The 2191-nt window shown below is 33.7% G+C and carries 1 protein-coding gene and 1 rRNA gene; both read left to right on the top strand.

Annotation, left to right across the window (positions count from 1 at the left end):
* Positions 1 to 9: 9 nt before the first annotated feature.
* Positions 10 to 125 (top strand): 5S ribosomal RNA (gene rrf / locus ORL93_RS30710).
* A gap of 699 nt (positions 126 to 824) precedes the next feature.
* Positions 825 to 1784 carry an alpha/beta hydrolase gene (locus ORL93_RS30705; protein WP_097796060.1) on the top strand — a complete coding sequence of 320 codons (960 nt, stop codon included), beginning with the start codon at positions 825 to 827 and terminating at the stop codon, positions 1782 to 1784.
* Positions 1785 to 2191: the final 407 nt, after the last annotated feature.

The following is a 2191-nucleotide window of genomic DNA, read 5'->3' as shown; positions in this document are numbered from 1 at the left end:
CCTTCATAGTTTGGTGATGATGGCAGAGAGGTCACACCCGTTCCCATACCGAACACGGAAGTTAAGCTCTCTAGCGCCGATGGTAGTTGGGACCTTGTCCCTGTGAGAGTAGGACGTCGCCAAGCAACTTTAGACGAGTCAGAATGACTCGTCTTTTTTGTGTTTTTAGCTTATTGAAGATCTTTAATGAAATTTTTCGAAATGTAATGTGCATATTGCACAGTATGTGAATCTTATTGAGCCTCTAAAAGAAATTTCCAATGCTAAGTAGCTTTGTTGAATTCGTTCTTCTCATATAATAAGATGTCTTCTTTAAGATTTTTATAGATATCTAATAGATCGTCTGGTAGAGTACAATAAATAGACTCTTCTAGGGTATAAGGTTCAAATATTTTCCGTTATAATTCAAATTCATTAAAAATAATCTGTAGTATTTGGATTTCAAAGTTTCCTAATGTTGTATCTATAATAGATTCAATATTAGGAAACTATAGCGAATGGGCATATGGATTCGTTAGAAAAGAAAGAAGTCGAACTAGTTATGTTCTTTCGTTATACAATAGGGCGATTAAAACATAATATTGCTTTCCTTAACAAAATATTCACTATGAATATTTTGTTAAGGAAAGTTTGTTACTTGCGCATTACTATGAATAGTTCTTTCTTTGTTATTCGCTTCTTTTTCTCGATTGTAAATTTTAAGGAGACCTACTATTCTAGATTAGTAAAAATCTTGATGAAGTAGGAGGGCGTTATATTCGAATTTGATATAATGTAATATAAGGTATTTTTAAAATATACATCATAGAGAAGGGATTCAAAGAATGAAGAAAATAAGTATTGTTACAATAGTAGTTTTACTCCTCCTAGTTATTGCGTATATGCTAGTTGGGAACTACTTTTATAACTATGCGCTAAATGCGAAACAAGAAAAAGAATTTTTAGAGGGAAACCCTCATTTAAAGAAAACTGTAACTGTATCGGGTAACGTAGTAGCCACTGATGAAATGAAAAATACAGAATTCTTATCAAAACATCAACCAAGTACGACGTCTATACGTTCTTTTGATAACTTGAAACTAACTGGCTATGAATATCGTAATCAGGAATCTAGTCATAAATGGTCAATCGTGGTTCACGGATATAATGGAAGAGCCTCGGAAATGACAAAATACATTCGCCATTTTTATGAAAAGGGTTATAGTGTAGTAGCACCTGATCTTCGTGGTCATGGCAATAGTCAAGGTGATTATATTGGTATGGGTTGGCATGATCGTAAGGATGTTACGCAGTGGATTCAGTATGTATTAAAGAAAGATCCGCAAGCGGAAATAGCTCTGTTCGGTATTTCTATGGGAGGCGCAACTGTTATGATGACTTCCGGAGAAGAGTTACCTGCCAATGTTAAGGTTATTATTGAAGATTGTGGTTATTCATCTGTTATAGATGAATTCACGTATCAATTAAAAGATCTATTTCATTTACCAAAATTCCCTGTTATGAATGCGGCGAATACAATTACAAAACTCCGTGCTGGTTATGACTTGAATGAGGGATCGGCCGTCAAGCAAGTTGCAAAAAGTAAAACTCCGATGTTGTTTATCCATGGAGATGCAGATACATTTGTTCCTTTTGAAATGTTGGATGAAGTGTATAATGCTGCAAAGGTGAAAAAAGAGAAATTGATTGTGCCAGGTGCAGGTCATGGAGAAGCTGAAAAAATAGATTCGGAGAAATATTGGAATACTGTATGGGGATTTATTGGAAAGTACATTCCAGCATAAGTATATATAAAGAAAGAATCTTTCGCTATTAAAAGTGAAAGATTCTTTCTTTATATATAGGGGATACATTGATTGTAGCTTAAATAGGGAGTCTTTCTATCTAAATGTTATGCGTGGATAAGTGATGGTTAAATTTAAGTGAGGATAAAGAAATCTAACGGATTAAAGCCTTATCTTCTATATTTAATGGGGAATTTGAATTTTATTTTAAAAAGGTATTGCTTTTATAATGATAAGTGTGTAATATATTAGAAGTCGCCGATGCAACAAAGCAAAACGTGACAAACGAAATAAAAAACTTAGTTGACATTGAAACATGAAAGTGTTAACATAAGGGAGTCGCAAATGAGCGGCAAACAAGTTCTTTGAAAACTGAACGAAACAAACAACGTGAAACGTCAATTTTT

Source organism: Bacillus sp. DHT2, assembly GCF_026241455.1.
In the GTDB taxonomy this organism is placed as follows: Bacteria; Bacillota; Bacilli; order Bacillales; family Bacillaceae_G; genus Bacillus_A; species Bacillus_A pseudomycoides.
This window is presented reverse-complemented; position numbering and strand designations above follow the sequence as displayed.